General features: G+C 56.3%; 23 protein-coding genes and 1 pseudogene. 21 read left to right on the top strand and 3 right to left on the bottom strand.

Annotated elements, in window-relative coordinates; genetic code table 11:
* Positions 1–89 precede the first annotated feature (89 nt).
* From C813_RS28875 to C813_RS28865, 3 genes are all read right to left on the bottom strand, one after another.
* Positions 90–1,451, bottom strand: coding sequence for a PepSY-associated TM helix domain-containing protein (locus tag C813_RS28875; protein WP_017459955.1), 1,362 nt, complete (start codon positions 1,449–1,451; stop codon positions 90–92).
* Between the two features lie 63 nt (positions 1,452–1,514).
* The gene (locus C813_RS28870) at positions 1,515–2,042 is read right to left on the bottom strand and encodes a DUF2946 family protein (protein ID WP_096325421.1); all 528 of its coding nucleotides are present in this window, start codon (positions 2,040–2,042) and stop codon (positions 1,515–1,517) included.
* A 93-nt stretch (positions 2,043–2,135) separates the two neighbouring features.
* Entirely contained in the window at positions 2,136–2,987 is an 852-nt protein-coding gene (locus C813_RS28865; protein ID WP_025263876.1) for a phage repressor protein CI, read from the bottom strand.
* A gap of 361 nt (positions 2,988–3,348) precedes the next feature.
* Between C813_RS28865 and C813_RS47630 the strand changes: the two genes are divergently transcribed.
* The 21 genes and pseudogenes from C813_RS47630 to C813_RS28775 all read left to right on the top strand — a co-directional run bounded on the left by C813_RS47630 (position 3,349) and on the right by C813_RS28775 (position 15,405).
* Complete coding sequence (locus C813_RS47630; RefSeq protein ID WP_017459952.1) at positions 3,349–3,480, top strand: hypothetical protein; 132 nt, start codon at positions 3,349–3,351, stop codon at positions 3,478–3,480.
* A 38-nt stretch (positions 3,481–3,518) separates the two neighbouring features.
* Positions 3,519–3,857, top strand: a complete 339-nt coding sequence (locus C813_RS28860; protein WP_017459951.1) for a DUF5347 family protein — start codon at positions 3,519–3,521, stop codon at positions 3,855–3,857.
* A gap of 67 nt (positions 3,858–3,924) precedes the next feature.
* The gene (locus C813_RS28855) at positions 3,925–4,152 is read left to right on the top strand and encodes a DUF2732 family protein (protein ID WP_017459950.1); all 228 of its coding nucleotides are present in this window, start codon (positions 3,925–3,927) and stop codon (positions 4,150–4,152) included.
* A complete protein-coding gene (locus C813_RS28850; protein ID WP_017459949.1) occupies positions 4,152–4,373 on the top strand; it encodes a TraR/DksA family transcriptional regulator in 222 nt (73 codons plus the stop codon). Before C813_RS28855 ends, C813_RS28850 begins: the two co-directional genes overlap by 1 nt.
* Positions 4,374–6,428, top strand: coding sequence for a replication endonuclease (locus C813_RS28845; protein WP_017459948.1), 2,055 nt, complete (start codon positions 4,374–4,376; stop codon positions 6,426–6,428). It abuts the gene before it with no gap.
* A gap of 74 nt (positions 6,429–6,502) precedes the next feature.
* Positions 6,503–6,688 (top strand): hypothetical protein, encoded by a 186-nt coding sequence (locus tag C813_RS28840; protein WP_017459947.1) that lies wholly within the window; start codon positions 6,503–6,505, stop codon positions 6,686–6,688.
* A gap of 210 nt (positions 6,689–6,898) precedes the next feature.
* Positions 6,899–7,102 (top strand): tail protein X, encoded by a 204-nt coding sequence (locus C813_RS28835; RefSeq protein WP_017459946.1) that lies wholly within the window; start codon positions 6,899–6,901, stop codon positions 7,100–7,102.
* Positions 7,093–7,323 carry an HP1 family phage holin gene (locus C813_RS28830; RefSeq protein WP_017459945.1) on the top strand — a complete coding sequence of 77 codons (231 nt, stop codon included), beginning with the start codon at positions 7,093–7,095 and terminating at the stop codon, positions 7,321–7,323. Before C813_RS28835 ends, C813_RS28830 begins: the two co-directional genes overlap by 10 nt.
* Positions 7,298–7,807, top strand: a complete 510-nt coding sequence (locus tag C813_RS28825; RefSeq protein WP_017459944.1) for a lysozyme — start codon at positions 7,298–7,300, stop codon at positions 7,805–7,807. Before C813_RS28830 ends, C813_RS28825 begins: the two co-directional genes overlap by 26 nt.
* Entirely contained in the window at positions 7,804–8,217 is a 414-nt protein-coding gene (gene lysB, locus C813_RS28820; RefSeq protein ID WP_017459943.1) for an Rz-like lysis system protein LysB, read from the top strand. The genes C813_RS28825 and lysB overlap by 4 nt, the downstream gene beginning before the upstream one ends.
* Positions 8,117–8,362 carry an Rz1-like lysis system protein LysC gene (lysC, locus tag C813_RS46785; protein WP_074460813.1) on the top strand — a complete coding sequence of 82 codons (246 nt, stop codon included), beginning with the start codon at positions 8,117–8,119 and terminating at the stop codon, positions 8,360–8,362. The genes lysB and lysC overlap by 101 nt, the downstream gene beginning before the upstream one ends.
* Complete coding sequence (locus tag C813_RS28815) at positions 8,325–8,792, top strand: phage tail protein (RefSeq protein ID WP_017459941.1); 468 nt, start codon at positions 8,325–8,327, stop codon at positions 8,790–8,792. The genes lysC and C813_RS28815 overlap by 38 nt, the downstream gene beginning before the upstream one ends.
* A gap of 77 nt (positions 8,793–8,869) precedes the next feature.
* Complete coding sequence (locus C813_RS28810; protein WP_017459940.1) at positions 8,870–9,505, top strand: phage baseplate assembly protein V; 636 nt, start codon at positions 8,870–8,872, stop codon at positions 9,503–9,505.
* Positions 9,502–9,849 carry a GPW/gp25 family protein gene (locus tag C813_RS28805; RefSeq protein ID WP_017459939.1) on the top strand — a complete coding sequence of 116 codons (348 nt, stop codon included), beginning with the start codon at positions 9,502–9,504 and terminating at the stop codon, positions 9,847–9,849. The genes C813_RS28810 and C813_RS28805 overlap by 4 nt, the downstream gene beginning before the upstream one ends.
* 4 nt (positions 9,850–9,853) lie before the next feature.
* Positions 9,854–10,762 (top strand): baseplate assembly protein, encoded by a 909-nt coding sequence (locus C813_RS28800; RefSeq protein WP_017459938.1) that lies wholly within the window; start codon positions 9,854–9,856, stop codon positions 10,760–10,762.
* Positions 10,755–11,363, top strand: coding sequence for a phage tail protein I (locus C813_RS28795; RefSeq protein WP_017459937.1), 609 nt, complete (start codon positions 10,755–10,757; stop codon positions 11,361–11,363). The genes C813_RS28800 and C813_RS28795 overlap by 8 nt, the downstream gene beginning before the upstream one ends.
* Positions 11,364–11,518: 155 nt before the next feature.
* Positions 11,519–12,529, top strand: coding sequence for a phage tail-collar fiber domain-containing protein (locus C813_RS28790; protein ID WP_025263875.1), 1,011 nt, complete (start codon positions 11,519–11,521; stop codon positions 12,527–12,529).
* Positions 12,529–13,092, top strand: a complete 564-nt coding sequence (locus C813_RS28785) for a tail fiber assembly protein (protein ID WP_017459936.1) — start codon at positions 12,529–12,531, stop codon at positions 13,090–13,092. The genes C813_RS28790 and C813_RS28785 overlap by 1 nt, the downstream gene beginning before the upstream one ends.
* 130 nt (positions 13,093–13,222) lie before the next feature.
* Positions 13,223–13,951: pseudogene (locus tag C813_RS47490) on the top strand (phage tail protein); the annotation flags it as partial.
* Positions 13,952–14,296: 345 nt separating this feature from the next.
* Positions 14,297–14,965, top strand: coding sequence for a gp53-like domain-containing protein (locus C813_RS47690; RefSeq protein WP_407656250.1), 669 nt, complete (start codon positions 14,297–14,299; stop codon positions 14,963–14,965).
* Between the two features lie 2 nt (positions 14,966–14,967).
* Complete coding sequence (locus tag C813_RS28775) at positions 14,968–15,405, top strand: tail fiber assembly protein (protein ID WP_017459934.1); 438 nt, start codon at positions 14,968–14,970, stop codon at positions 15,403–15,405.
* Positions 15,406–15,524: the final 119 nt, after the last annotated feature.

Raw genomic sequence — 15,524 nt, 5'->3', positions numbered from 1 at the left:
ACGTAACGATTACTTTACATCAGCAAATTAACTGCCATTTAATTACCACTGAGTGTAATCATATTTTTACACCCAGCGGCATTTTACGGCTAAATCGTTACGACAGAACGTCTGGCATGTTGTTTCCAGCGCAGAGCATCAATCAGGATAAATAGCAGTAAACTGGCTCCCATTACAGGCAGCGCCAGCCCCATTAACAGCACCAGTAACACGCTAATTATCCGTCCTGACAGCGGTAAACTCAGCCAGCAATGCAGTAGTGTACTTGCCGGGTTAGCGCTTGCACTGGCCGGACGGCGGATCCACCACAGCCGATAGCCAATCACAATCATCACGCACAGCGCGCTGCCAAAGGCAATCAGCAGCAACTGGTTCGCCAGGCCAAACAGAATGCCCATATGGAAATCAACGCCCCAGCGCGTCAGCTTCGCCATCAGCGGAAAGTCCACGAACCTTGTGCGATCCAACACCGTCATCGTGCTGCCATCAATCGCCACCGCATCCACGCGCGTGGGCCAGCCACGATCGATTTCCGTCACCGTCCAGGCTTTATCCGCACTACGCGGCGGGCGGATCTCCAGTTTACTGGCGGCGATCCCGGCCTGCCGCGCACTGTGCAACGCTTCGTCGAACTGCACCAGATCCAGCTGCATATCCGGCATATTCATACCATCGTGCATCATATGGTGTTCCGCATGCGGATCGTTCATCTCTTGCATGCCGTGCAGTTGCGTATTGACCTGCGGCGTCATCCAGCCAAACGCCGCACGCAGGCTATCAACATTGCCGCCCGCCCACTGCGACCAGGTCAGACCGGTCGCGGAAAAGAGCAGCATCCCGATAAGCAGGAGCCAGCCTAAAGAGACATGCAGGCGACGATGATTTTGCACAGCATTATTAATACGCCGTTTCGGGCGAGTAAAAAACCACAGCGCAATACCGCCAAGCGCGGCAACCCACATCCAGGACGCCGCCAGTTCGCTGTACAGACGACCAACCTCGCCCAGCAGCAGCGAGCGGTGGAAATAGTCAATCCACTGGCGCAGCGGCAAAATTCCGCTGGTGCCGTAGACCGTCATATCCCCTTTCACTTGCAGCGTCACCGGGTCGATAAATATCGCGCGGTTCTCCGATGCGCCCAATTGTGGGTCAGCAAACATCACGCGAGTGGTGTCATTCCCGGTTAGGCCGGGGCGCACCGCATGCAGACGCAAATGACCGCCGGTCACCTGTTCAGCAACGGCAATCTGTTCGGCGAGCGGTTGCCGCGTTCCCCCTTCCACACCGTAAAGCGCATCATGATAGAGCCAGTTTTCCAGTTGTGGTGTCGCCACATATAACGTGCCGCTCAGAGCGGCGACAAAAATGAACGGGCCGACAAACAGGCCAATGTAAAAGTGCAGGCGTCGCAGCACGTTGAGCCACGCCGCACGCGGAGTGCAGGTTGTCATACTTTTCCTCAGAAATAGCAAAAGGTTGCCGTTTCGCACAGGCGAACGGACATTTTTTTAGGATCAGGAAAAGCAGACGCGCGGCGGGGCGCGGGTGTCAGGACAAAGCCAGGGAAAGAAGTGCCAGTGCTGAACCGGCTGGCAGGCAGCGGCCAGACGGATGCGCAACACACGGCCGAGCAGCAGCAAAATAACGAGGAAGAGAAGGCCGGGAACATGAGCCAGCAAAACACAGTAGCCACAGGCCTCGGCGTGATCAAGCGGCATACTTTGCGGAGAAGGTTGATGGTGCGACATCGGCAGAGATGCGGCATGGTGATGTGCATGCAGCGGCGTGCCCATCTCGGTCGGCGGTGATGTGCCATCATGATGTGCGCGCATCGGCATGCTCATCTCATTCGGCTGCGATGCAACATCGTGATGTGCGTACATCGGCATGCTCATCTCATGGTGCATGCCGGGCATCGCGCTCATTGGGTCTTGCTGCAGCGAAACAGAAATCAGCGGCGCGACGAGGATCAGCAAGATCGCAAACAGCGCCAGCCCTGCGGCTGCGCGTTGTGCTGCGTATTGATGAAAAACGTTCCTCACCACTTCCCCTCCCGGTCGAAGCGGCATTGTAAATTAAACATCACCAGAAAGTTAATTTACTTGTCGTTTTTCTGCTGACTCAGCGCCAGCGGCTCAGACGTGTTTCTCGAGCGTAAAGACCACCACACCATACGGCACGATTTCCGCTACCGCACACTCAAAATCCACCGCACCGTTGGTGAGACGCACTTTGCCGCCCGGAAGACGCACCACATCAAACACATCCAGCGTATCGTCAATGCTGATAAACCAGCGGCCGTTGCCAATTTTTTGCGCACGGGTATCCACCAGCCAGCCCGTATTCAGCCCTTCAATAAAATTCAAACCGTCGGTAGACGCTGGCGCGAGACTGCGATCCAGCGACCAGACACCCGCCTCTTTCAGCTCGCCAGACTCATGGCGAAATTTCGGAATACTCAGCGCCGCGTCATTTTGCGCTGCGCCCGCGGCCGCAGCGGGATACATTTCGCCTTTGCCCGTCGCCAGCCAGCCTAAAGAGACGCCGGTATCCAGCGCGCAAGTCACCACTACATCGCCAGGGAAAAACTCGCGTCGCACCCAGGTGCTGATGGTGCCGGAAGAGATATCGAGTAAATCCCCCAGCTCTTTTTGCATTTCGAACCCGTAGGCATCAAGGATACGGCGCAGCACCGGACGTCCGCCGGTCGACAAAATTTCGTCATACAGCGCTTTGCCCTTCGGCACCGGTTTATCCGTCAATTTCGCATTTGCAAATTCACCTGTCACCAGCCAGTGCAGATCCGCGCCGGTGTCGAGTGCGCATTTGACCACCGCTTTATACGACACGCTATCGCGCTGGATCCAGCTGCTGATATTGTTCGCCGGCACATCCAGCGCCTCCGCGAGGGCTTTCTGGCTGGAGACGGAATAGGACGCGGCAATGCGCTCAATCACATCCTGAACACTCATCTTGTTTTCACTCATGGACACCAACATCGAAAAAGTGATTTACACAATCGCATTTGCGATTTATATTGCTATGCATTGACCAAAAAGCACAGCTTCGCAGTACATTTTAAACAACAGGAGATAATGCGATATGTCAGATGCAAAATCAACGCCGTCGCATCCGCAATCCGCTACTCAAATGCGATCCAAACGTGGCTGCCACAGCCGGGGGAGCACTGAGATAACAGCCCGTTTTCCGGCACGCTACGCCGCGATTCGCATAACGAAGTCCGCGCCAGTAAACCAGAAAGCATTCGCGGCAATCCATAGCCAGCGCGAATGTCAGAGAGATCAACAATACGCTGAGCTCATATCGCAGAACCGACTTAACCGCCACATGTCTGACCTTCACGACACCGCAACATGGCGCGACGCGCAGGTGAACGCCAGCGCCTGGCATTTTGCCTTTACGCAACAGGAAAAGTGCCGTCACAGCGTTAAACATTCGTTCGGCATGGCGTTACGCTGAATTTGCTTTTGCAAGCCAACACTATCGCAGGAGAGCTTATGGCTATCACATCCCCTGTCGTGCATGTTCCGCTTAGCACATCAGAGCGGCTAAGCGGGCTGAACCATATCGCCGAGCTTCGCGGCCGTTTATGGGGCGATAACTGGAGTGACGTAGCACGCTTTATCGACGATCTGCGTGACCCGCGAGACGAACACGCAGACGAGAACAACCGGGCGCTGGCTGCCATTTTCTTTCTCGCCAGAGTGCCCGCCGCGCGCCAGGCGCTCAACCCGCACGCATTAACGCTTGATGAGAAGCGGGCGGTGATCGCCGCCATGAACCATTTCCGCGCGGTAGTCAGCCAGTTTCCGAAACGGCTCACCATGCCGCTGTAAACCCTAAATCCACAACCATGACGTCAACCCGTCGGGCATCCCCTTGCCCAAATTCAGGAGCAACACGATGAGAAAACGACCCTTCAATTCACCGAACCACAGCCCGGAAGCGCTCACGCTTCAACTGGCACAAGCGCGCAACAATGAACGCCTGCGCTGCGCCGGCGTTATCTCTGCCCGTCTGGACGCACTGGCCGCATTTATCAGCTCGCAACGCCTTGAATGGTACGATGCCGCTGAATTGTTGCGCCAGGAAGCCAGCCACATCGACAACCAGGCGCAGGAGCTGCACTAATGGCCGACGAAATGGATCTCGCCCAGCAACGCGAGATGGAAGAGCGCGAGCGGCATATTCAGCATGCACGCAATCGCCTGCTGGCCCCCTCAAGGCTGACGTGTGAAAGCTGCGATGCGCCAATCCCGCAAGCGCGGCGCATGGCACTGCCCGGCGTCACCTGCTGCGTTAGCTGTCAGCAGATTGCCGAACTGAAAGACAAGCACTACAGGAGACGCTAATTGTCCGTCACCTGGGCTTATCCGTGGAATGCACCGCGTACAGCTATCTCCAGCCCCTTGCTCACTCACGCTGAGCTGCATCGCCGCAATCGCCATATTGCGGCGGTGTCGCAGGCGCGTCAGGCGCTGGCGTTACAGCCGGAGTGCGTGCGCGTTTCGCTCACCCGTGCTGCGGATACGATAGAAAAAGAGCACGGTATGGCACGGGCTGAGGCTTTTCTGCTGCATTTTTATCGCCGTACATTGCCAAGGCTCAACGCGGTGGCGCAACGCTATCAACTGAGCCATTTACAGCCGCGCATCTCCAAAGCGGTGTTCAATGGTCATTTCGACACCGTTATTCAGCAGGGGCTGGCACACCGTTTAGTCTCGCTGTTGACCCGCTACAACCAGTTGCCGGATATGAACAAAGCCCCTGTCGACAGGCTGGCGGCGGACATAGCCAACTTTATTCGCGGTGAACTGGCAGAGCACGACGACACAAGCGCAACGGGGCTGAAAACGCTACATCGCTGGTATCTGCACGCGGGCACTATCGCCTTGCAATTCAACGTCACTCCCCCGCACTGGCAGCGGGTGACGCAAAAAGTTGTCAGCGCGGGAGATCTCGCCCCGGCGATCATGCGCCTGTTCAGCGAGCAGTGGTGGCGCGGGCATCTGCGCAAAGCCGCCGCGCAGTGGCGCGAGCATTTGCATATCGCACTCGGCAATGTCAGTAAGAAAAAGCAACCCTACGCCAGCGCACAATGTGTAACTGCCTGGCGCGAGCAAAAACGGCGTAACCGCGAGTTTCTTAAAAGCATGGAACTGGAAGACGAAGAGGGAAACCGCATCAGCCTTATTGATAAACACGACGGTTCGGTAGCCAACCCGGCGATCCGCCGCTGTGAACTGATGACGCGCCTTCGCGGTTTCGAAACTATCTGCCAGAACCTTGGTTACGCAGGCGAGTTTTACACGTTAACCGCTCCCTCGGCCTGGCACGCAACAACGCGCGCGGGCTACCGTAACCGGACATGGAACGGCGCCAGCCCGGCGCAAACCCAGGCGTATTTCACCACGTTGTGGGCGCGTATCCGCGCGAAGCTGCACCGCAACGGCCTGCGCGTTTTCGGCATTCGCGTGGCAGAGCCGCATCACGACGGCACTCCGCACTGGCACCTGCTGCTGTTTATGCAGCCGCAGGAGGTTGCCCGTGTGCGCGAGATCCTCGGTGATTTCGCCTGCCAGCAAGACCGCCACGAGCTGTCCAGCGCGAAAGCGCAACGGGCACGCTTTCACGCCGAAGCCATTGATGCACAAAAAGGCAGCGCGACCGGTTATCTGGCGAAATATATTGCCAAAAATATCGACGGCTATGCGCTGGATGGCGAAACCGACATTGAGAGCGGCGCATTGCTGAAAGAGAGTGCCTGCGCGGTCTGTGCATGGGCGGCGCGCTGGCGCATTCGCCAGTTTCAGTTTATTGGCGGCGCGCCGGTCACCGTTTACCGCGAGCTACGCAAACTGGTCGATAACGATGCCGCGCGCGGGTTGAGCGTGGAGTTTGCGCAGGTGCATGAAGCCGCCGATAGCGGCGACTGGGCAGGTTATGTCAATGCGCAAGGCGGGCCGTTCGTCAAACGCGATGCGGTGCAGGTGCGCACCCTTTATGAGACGGACGGCGATATTAATCAGTATGGCGAAGAGACGCTGCGCGTACGCGGCGTGTATGACAGCGTAGTCGGGAGCGGGTCGCCGTTACTGACACGGCTGAAAAAGTGGAAGATCGTGCCAAAGCACACACAGGAAAACGTACCGGATACCGCCCTTTCTTGGAGTTCTGTCAATAACTGTACGCCCTTCGAGCCCGGTCAGCGGTTAAACCGCCGCCAGCGCCGGCAACTTACCGCCTGGCTGCGCAGCGATATTCTGCAGGCGCGCAAACGTACGCCCAAAAGTGCGCACTGTACTGACAAAAATAGCAGGGAAATAGCTGGAAACACCGGGTTTGCAGCGCGTCCAGAAAGCCATAATGGTTTTCTTTATCAGCAACATAGTGGTGGGAACAAATAATTATCGCTTCCCATTAATAATCGGCCTATGATACTGTATAAACATACAGTACAAGAAATTCATGAGAGGGATTCATGGTCTCTGAGCGACTAAATCAGACTCAGCACAAGTGGGCATGCGTGCAATTCATTGCCGAAGTGTCTCTGCTGGCTAACTGCAAACCGTCCGATCTGAAACTGGCGCTGAGTCTGATTGCGGACCTGGCCAACAGCGAAAACGCCACCGACGAGGATGAAAACATTTTCTACAAGGCCGAATAGCGCCCCGCCACGTCCCTTCCCGGCAGTTAACGCTGCCCTTCTCTCGATGCGCCAGCGGCACTGCTGCCTGGTGCATTTGCGTTTTGCTTTTCTTCCTGCGCACACCTGTTGTGCCAGCGCTTAACCAGCCCCGAAAGATAGCGTCCATCGCCTGCGGTCAGGAAACTTAACCATGGGGAAAAACCTTCCTGATGGAAAGAGACGTGAACGATGAATGTGAAAACACAACAAGGCGATACCCTCGACCTGCTTTGCCTGCGTTATTACGGGCGCACCGCATCCGTGGTCGAAACGGTGCTCGCCGCCAACCCAGAGCTCGCCGAACTGGGCGTTATTTTGCCTTATGGCACCACGGTCAACCTGCCGGAAGTACAGACGCAAACCATCAAAGAAACGGTGAATTTATGGGGCTGACCATCGAAAAAGTCACCTCATCGCTGGCGTACTGGATAAGCGTGGCGCTGACCTTTTTTGGCGCCATGACCCCGCAAGACTTCGCCGCCTATTTTGGCGCGCTGGGTGTTGCCGTCACCGTGGCGGTGAACTGGTACTACCGGCGCAAAAGCTATCTGTTCCTCCAGTCCTGCGCGTCAACCCAGGAGGTGATGAATGGGATTACCCGTAAAACGCTGTAGCGCGGCGGCGGTGCTGGCGCTGGCGGTGCTGCTGCCGGATTTCCGCTTACTGAAAACCTCACCGCAGGGGCTGGCGCTGATTGCCGATCTTGAAGGTTGCCGCCTGCGTCCTTACCAGTGCAGCGCCGGGGTCTGGACATCCGGCATCGGTCATACCGCAGGCGTCGTGCCAACGCGCGATATCAGTGAGAAAGAGGCGGCGAGCAACCTTGTCGCCGACGTATTACAGGTTGAACGCAGACTGGCGCAGTGCGCCCCGCTGGCGATGCCGCCGCAGGTGTATGACGCGGTGGTCAGCTTCGCCTTTAACATTGGCAGCGGCGCGGCTTGCCGCTCGACGCTGGTTTATTTCCTTAACAAAAAGCAGTGGCGCCAGGCCTGCAATCAGCTGCCGCGCTGGGTTTTTATCGACGGTGTACGTAACCAGGGGCTGGAAAACCGCCGCCAGCGCGAACGCGCCTGGTGCCTGCAGGGGGTGCAATGAATACGCGTCTGATAGCCCTGTTGGTAGCCTCGCTCGGCCTGCTGTGGCTGGTGCAGCAAAACCACTCGCTGGGCACCTCGCTGGCGCAATCCCGCCAGCTTACGCGTGAGCAAAACAGCGCCATCACGCAATTGAAAGCGCAACTGAACGCCGCCAGCGCGATGGCGGATAAAAACCAGCAGGCGCAGGTCGCACTGCGTCTGCAACTGGACGCAGCCAGCGCGCAAGCGGTGCGGCGCGAACAATCGATTACGAGGTTACTCAATGAAAATGACGCGTTTCGCCGCTGGTACAGCGCTGAGTTACCTGATGCTGTGCGCCGGGTGCACCAGCGCTCCGCCTGCCCTTCCGCCGGTCACTGTTTACAACAGTTGCCCGCTGGTCAGCCTGTGCCCGATGCCGGGAAGTAACCCGCAAACTAACGGCGATTTGAGCGCCGATATCCGCCGACTGGAGCTTGCGCTGGAACAGTGTGCGCTCCAGGTCGAAACCCTTAAACATTGCCAGGATGAGATCAATGCTAAAACCCAATACGTTGCGCACCGCGCTGACTGACGCTGTTCCGGTGCTGCGCGATAACCCTTCGATGCTGCGCCTGTGGGTGGACAAAGGCAGTAACACCGCCACCCTCGCCAGCTCACTCTCTTTTGAAAAACAGTTCAGCCTCAATGTCACCGTCAGCGGTTTTGCCGGTGATATCGATGCGCTGTTCGTACCGGTAATGGCGTGGCTGCGCGCTAACCAGCCCGACATCCTCACCACCGAAGCCGGTCGTAAAGGCAGCTTCAGTTGGTCGCTGCTAACGAACGCCGACAACACCCAGGATGTGACGATGGTGCTGCAACTAACCGAGCGCACCAAAGTGACGGAAATCGACGGCGCGCTGCATGCCGAAACGCTACCGGAACCGCTGCCGCCCGCGTTCGTGACCCGCCCGACCGAGCTTTATATCAACGGTGAACTGGTGAGCCGCTGGCCTGCCTGAATCGCCCGACGTTGTGCCAAAAACCGGACAGCCTTGTCCTTTTTTCAACGCCCGTCACGCATAGGATGATTTCCGTTATGAATAGACAACTCTCGCTTCAGGAACTGGCCCGCTTGCTGCGCAATATGATCCGCACCGGGATAATCGTTGATATCGATCTGAATAGCGGGCGCTGCCGGGTGCAGACCGGCGGCCTCGTAACACAATGGTTGCAGTGGTTAACGCACCGCGCCGGGCATTCACGGAGCTGGTGGGCACCGTCCATTGGCGAACAGGTTTTGCTGCTGGCGGTCGGCGGCGAGCTCGACACCGCGTTCGTGCTGCCGGGGATCTTCTCCGATGACAATCCGGCCCCTTCGGCATCCGCCGATGCCTTACATGTCGCCTTTCCCGATGGCGCGGTCGTGGAATATGAACCGAAAACCAGCGCATTAACGGTGAGCGGCATTAAAACCGCCACCATCAGCGCGTCACAATCCCTAACCGCCACCGTGCCGGACGTGCGGGTGACCGCCACTACCCGCATCACGCTGGATACACCGGAAGTGGTCTGCACTAACAAGCTCATCACCGGCACGCTGGAGGTACAAAAAGGCGGCACGATGAGCGGCAACATTGAGCACAGCGGCGGATCGCTCACTTCCAACGGCAAAGTGTTGCATACCCATAAACACCCCGGCGACAGCGGCGGCACAACAGGAGCGCCTTTATGACAGTTCGTTACAGCGGGTTAAACCGCACCAGCGGCAAGCGTCTTACCGACACCGAACATATTCGCCAGAGCATCAGCGACATTCTGCGCACGCCGATGGGCTCCAGAGTGATGCGCCGCGATTACGGCTCGTTGCTGTTTGAGATGATCGACCAGCCACAAACCCCGGCGCTGACGCTGCAAATCCAGGCCGCCTGTTACATGGCGCTGCTGAAATGGGAACCGCGCATTACCGTAAGCGCGGTCACCACCGAGCGCCAGTTCGACGGAAAATTGCTGGTCAACCTGACCGCGCAACTCGCCAGCACCGGCGAATCCCTTTCGTTAACCCTTCCAGTGAGTTAAAACCATGCCGATTATCGATCTGAGCCAACTGCCGGCGCCGGATGTGGTCGAGGAGCTTGATTATGAGGCTATCCTCAACGACCGCAAAGCGACGCTGATTTCCCTGTTTCCCGCCGATGAACAAGAAGCACTGGCGCGCACGCTGGCGCTGGAGTCCGAGCCGCTGACCAAGTTCCTGCAAGAGAACGCCTACCGTGAAATGATGTGGCGCAGCCGCGTTAACGAAGCGGCCCGCGCGGTGATGCTGGCCTACGCCGCCGGAAAGGATCTGGATGTGATGGCCGCCAACAGCAATACCGCGCGGCTGATGGTGTCACCCGCCGACGAAAGCACCATTCCGCCAACACCGGCGGTGATGGAGTCTGACAAAGATCTGCGTCTGCGCGCACAGCAGGCGTTTGAAGGGCTAAGCGTCGCCGGGCCGGAAGGCGCTTACGAATACCATGGTCGCAGCGCCGACGGACGGGTTGCCGATATTTCGGTCATCAGCCCGAATCCGGCGTATATCACCATTTCCGTGCTCTCCCGCGAGGGCGACGGCCGCGCCAGCGATGAGCTGATCGCCATCGTGGATAAAGCCTTGAACGCCGAAGATGTGCGCCCGGTGGGCGACCGTGTGACGGTGCAAAGCGCGGAGATCGTGCCCTACCAGATTAACGCCACGCTCTACTTTTACCCGGGCCCGGAATCGGAACCGATTCGCCAGGCCGCTGAACAGCAGTTAAAAGCCTATATCAACGCGCAACGACGTTTAGGGCGCGATATCCGCCAGTCAGCGATTTATGCCGCGCTGCACGTTGAAGGCGTGCAGCGGGTGGAGCTGAGCGCGCCGCAAAGCGATCTGGTGCTGGCGAAAAATCAGGCCTCTTACTGCACCGCCTGGAGCATTAACGCCGGAGGCACCGATGAGTGACGACCGTCTGTTGCCTGTTGGCTCATCCGTTCTTGAGGTGGCAGCGGCAAAAGCGGCGGCAGATATTGAGCGCGTGCCGGTGCCGCTGCGCACACTGTGGGACCCACAAACGTGTCCGGCGGAGTTGCTGCCTTACCTGGCATGGGCGCTCTCCGTCGACCGCTGGGATTTTAACTGGCCGGAAGCGACCAAGCGCAAAGTGATTGCCGCTTCATTCTTCGTTCATCAACACAAAGGCACGCGCAGCGCGCTGCGCCGGGTGGTTGAGCCGCTCGGTTTTCTGATTGAGCTGCGCGAATGGTGGGAGGACAACGCCGAACCGGGCACCTTTAAACTGGTGATTGGCGTGCAGGAAAACGGCATTACCGAGGAGATGTACCTTGAGCTGGAGCGGTTGATTAATGATGCCAAACCGGCGAGCCGCCACCTGACAGGGTTAAACATCAGCCTGAGCAGCAGCGGCGAGTTTTATGTCGGCGCTGGTTGCTACCTGGGCGAAGAGCTGACCGTCTACCCCTACACGCCAGAAGAGATCACAGTTGGCGGCGAGTATTACCCTGCTTCAGCGGTCCATCTGATTGATGATGTCATCATCTCTTAACCACGCAACATCAGACAAAACGGGCTACGGCCCGTTTTTTTATACCCGCCTCGTTGTGCCAGCGGCAGCCAACCCCGCCTGATAGCGTTCGCCTGTCGCTGAACGGAAAATGTCTTCTGTACTGATTCATCACCCAACAACCTGAGAGTTAACGCATGACTGCAAAATTCTTTGCCATTCTGACCAATCAGGGGGCCGCGAAGCTGGCGAACGCCGCGTCGCTTGGCACAAAGCTTAACCTTACGCAGATGGCGCTCGGCGATGCCAACGGCGTACTGCCCACGCCCGATGCGGCGCAAACTCAGTTGATTAACCAGAAGCGTATTGCCCCGCTTAATCATCTCTCTGTTGATCCGAACAATGCCAATCAGATCATTGCCGAACAGGTGATCCCGGAAAACGAAGGCGGCTTCTGGATCCGCGAAATTGGCCTTTACGATGATGACGGCGTGCTGATTGCCATCGCCAACTGCCCGGAAACCTACAAGCCGTTGTTGCAGGAAGGCAGCGGACGCACGCAGACGATTCGCATGGCGCTGATTGTTTCGTCAACGGCTGCGGTAACGCTGAAAATTGACCCGTCGGTGGTGCTGGCAACACGCCAGTATGCGGATGATAAAGCGAGAGAGGTGAAAGGCTATGCCGATACTCTTCTTACCGCTCATATGGCTGCCGCAAACCCGCATCCGCAATATCTCGTAGTCGCGGATATCAATAACTACCTTCCTGTCGGCGTGCCGATTCCTTATCCAGCCGCGATCCCGCCAACTGGCTGGTTCAACTGTAATGGCTCCGCATTTGACAAAACAAAATACCCATTTCTGGCATCGCTTTTTCCCTCGGGGAATCTGCCCGACCTGCGCGGTGAATTTATTCGCGGCTGGGATAACGGGCGTAACGTGGATTCAGGCCGGTCATTATTAAGTCTCCAGGGGGATGCGATTCGCAACATAACCGGCACCCTTCCTTGCAGTGCGCCTTATGGATTCGAGCAAGATGCGCGAGGTGCGTTATTTGGCACCGCTGGTCTTGTTCATGGAGGAGGCTCAGTAGAAATACAAGCAGGCGGGTACGGTATCGGGCTTAACGCAGCGATGGCTGTACCTACCGCCAACGAAAACCGTCCACGCAATATTGCGTTTAACTACATCATGAGGGCAGCATAATGGAACAAGCCGTACTGAACGACAACCTGATTGCAATCAAAGCAGGTTACATCACCGTCTATCATTACCTCGCGCCATCAGAAGAGTATTTGGCTGTTGGTGTCGGTATTCCTCGTTTCTCCACTATCGAAAAACCGGGAGAGAGTAAAGCGGGCTTCGCTATCTGCCGCACTGTTGCGCTGGATGCCTGGGAGTACGTTCCCGATCACCGTGGCGAGACGGTGTACGACATCAATACGAAGCAGAAAAGAGAAATTACCGAACCAGGCAATTATCCTGCAGACGTCACACCGCTTGCCCCTTCAACGCCTTATGACAAATGGGATGGTAGCCAGTGGGTAACCGATCAAGACGCGCTGATTGCTGTCGCAGAAGCCAAAAAGACGCAACTGCTCAACGAAGCCAAAAACACCATCAGCCTGTGGCAGACCGAGTTGCAGCTCGGCATTATCAGCGATGACGACAAAGTCCGGCTGATTGCCTGGTTGCAATATATCAAGCTGCTCCAGGCGGTGGATACCGCAACGGCACCGAATATCAACTGGCCGCAACAGCCGCAATAACACCAGACGGGCTACGGCCCGTTTTTTCATTTGCAGTTGTCCTGCCTGCAAACCAACCCCAACCGATAGCCCTGCCCGATGCGCTCACCGGAAAATAGTGCCCACGTTTCCGACAACTGAGAGTGAACGCATGACCGCGAAATATTACGCCATTCTGACCAATCAAGGTGCGGCGAAGCTGGCAGCCGCCACCGCGCTTGGCACGCAAATCCATATCACACAAATGGCCGTCGGCGACGGCAATGGTTCCCTGCCAACGCCCGACGCCACACAAACCCAGCTGCTCAACCAGAAGCGCATCGGTGCGGTGAACACGCTCACTGTCGATGCGGCCAACGCAAACCAGGTCATTGCCGAACAGGTGATCCCGGAAAACGAAGGGGGCTACTGGATCCGCGAAATGGGGTTGTATGATGACGACGGCGTGCTGATTGCCATCGCCAACTGCCCGGAAACGTACAAGCCGTTGTTACAGGAAGGCAGCGGCCGCACGCAAACCATTCGCATGGCGCTGATTGTTTCGTCAACGGCTGCAGTAACGCTGAAAATCGACCCGTCGGTAGTACTGGCGACACGCAAATATGTCGATGACAAAGTTATTGAAGTTAAAGCCTATTCCGACGAGCTGATGAAACAGCATGTCGCCGCCAGTAATCCGCATACACAATATGCCCCCATTTCCAGCCCAACATTTACAGGAACACCGAAAGCGCCGACTGCGACTGCAGGGGATAACACCACCCAACTCGCCACAACGGCATTTGTCCAATCCGGATTGAGCGGAAAACAACCTCTTGATGCGACGTTAACCTCTATTGCCAGGCTCGCAACGGGTGCCAATAAACTCCCCTATTTTTCTGGAGTTGATACTGCTGCGCAAACGGATCTCACCGCCGTCGGCCGGGATATTCTGGCAAAAGATGCAATTGCGGATGTTCGAACATACCTTGGGCTGGGTAAGCTCGCGGTAAAAGATGCAGTAACGTCCCAGGAGATCTTTAACGATCAAGCTGTGGAGATTGGCAATGCGGCAGACCTCAATAGTTACACAACACCTGGCCTCTACTTTCAACCTTTGAATTCTCAGGCACTTTCAGGCGCAAACTACCCTGAGCAGGTTGCTGGTTCGCTAGAAGTCTATAAACACGCTGGTATTACACAGATTTATAGGATTTATGCCGATTCCCGTTGTTACATCCGCACCATGTATAACTGGATATGGACTGGCTGGGCGAAAGTTTACGATACGATGAACAGACCTACACCCACAGACATTGGGGCGGTGGCGAAAACGGGGGACACAATTGAAGGTAGCCTCGTTGTCGAGAATATATTGACTGTACCAAAAGGTTTGCAAATAGCTGGAACGGATGCACAAATTTTCCCTGGTGCGGATAACGCTGGCTTTATTTCCAACAACATCAATATAGGCTCCTGGTACGGCATTGGATTTTATTGCTCTCTCACCGGGGCTGAAGGTTATGCAGGTTACATTGATACCCGTACTGGAAAGTTACAAATGGCTGGGCAGATTATCCCGGCGAATTACGCCAATTTTGACGCCCGTTACCAGGCCGCAGGAAGCAGCGGTAAACCAGCAACATCAGGCATTAGCGGTAGTGTGCTGTGGTGGAGAGATGCGGATACTGGCGTCATTTTCATGATGGGTACGACAGCCAGTGTTCCCAATAGCGGTCGGGTGACATTTCCGTTTGCTTTTCCAGCAGCGTGTTTTTCGGTAGTAGCAAACCGCAACAATAGCTCAGGTGAAGCAGCTGCAATGCAGCCATACAGTATTGATAAAACAGGCTGGAACCTGCGTATTGCGGGCGGCGGTACAGAGACAGTGACATGGTTTGCGGCGGGGAAATAAAAATGGCGATATTTTATAGCAATACAACGAAAGGGTTTTATCTGGACGAAATGCGCGATAGCTATGACGCAGTTAAAACATGGCCGGACGATGCAAAAGAAATCAGCGATGCCCTTTATAAATCGCTTATGGACGGGCAAGCCAACGGAAAAAGTATTGCATCGGACGACGACGGAGCTCCTGTGTTAATAACCTCGAAGATCGACTGGAACGCACGCGCTGAATCTCATCGACAAAGGCTGCTGACTGAAGCAAGCAACGCTACCGCTGACTGGCGCACTGAACTGCAACTTGATGTTATCTCCGCTGACGATAAAGCCAGCCTGATTAAGTGGATGGCCTATATTCAGAAACTCAAGTCGATAGATTTAACAAATGTAGCTGGAAGTACTGATGATTCAACCGCACCAGATATCCCCTGGCCGGAAAAACCGCAATAACAAACAACATCCAACGGGCTCCGGCCCGTTTTTTTTGTCTACCGTGTTGTTTCATCCCCACGCCAACCCCGACAAATAGCGCGTTAGCGCTGCGTTCTGGAAAATAGCTCTCACCCCAA

Origin of the sequence: Kosakonia sacchari SP1 (assembly GCF_000300455.3) — a bacterium.
Classification (GTDB): Bacteria; Pseudomonadota; Gammaproteobacteria; order Enterobacterales; family Enterobacteriaceae; genus Kosakonia; species Kosakonia sacchari.
Note: the sequence above shows the minus strand (reverse complement) of the source record. Positions and strands in the feature narration are given on the sequence as shown.